Here is a 374-nt window from a genome sequence, read left to right as displayed (position 1 = left end):
ACTGTCGGGTTTATCGCATTGTTCGGCATCGCGTTGGGCAACGGTATGGTATTGGTCAGTTTCATGGATGATTTTGCGCGCGCCGGTCGCAATCTGGAGGCTTTGGCCATTGAGGCCGCAGGGCTGCGCGCGCGTCCGGTCCTGATGACCGCCATGACGACGGCACTTGGGCTGGCACCATTGCTCTTCGCCACCGGCGTCGGTGCCGAGGTCCAACGCCCGCTTGCCACTGTGGTAACCGGGGGGCTTGTTTCGTCAACCGTGCTGACCCTACTGGTCATGCCCGCCCTGCACCGCTGGTTTGCACCCAGACAAGGTGGGCATCATTCGCTTGTCGAAACGGTCCACGAGCATGGTACGAAGGCAAAAACTGT

The 374-nt window shown here is 60.7% G+C and carries 1 protein-coding gene; it reads left to right on the top strand.

All coding sequences use genetic code 11. From position 1 onward, the window contains the following. A partial coding sequence (locus A3722_RS15505) for an efflux RND transporter permease subunit (RefSeq protein ID WP_201722047.1) occupies positions 1-374 on the top strand: 374 nt, incomplete at both ends.

This window comes from Sulfitobacter sp. HI0027 (genome assembly GCF_001634775.1).
Classification (GTDB): Bacteria; Pseudomonadota; Alphaproteobacteria; order Rhodobacterales; family Rhodobacteraceae; genus Sulfitobacter.
Note: the sequence above shows the minus strand (reverse complement) of the source record. Positions and strands in the feature narration are given on the sequence as shown.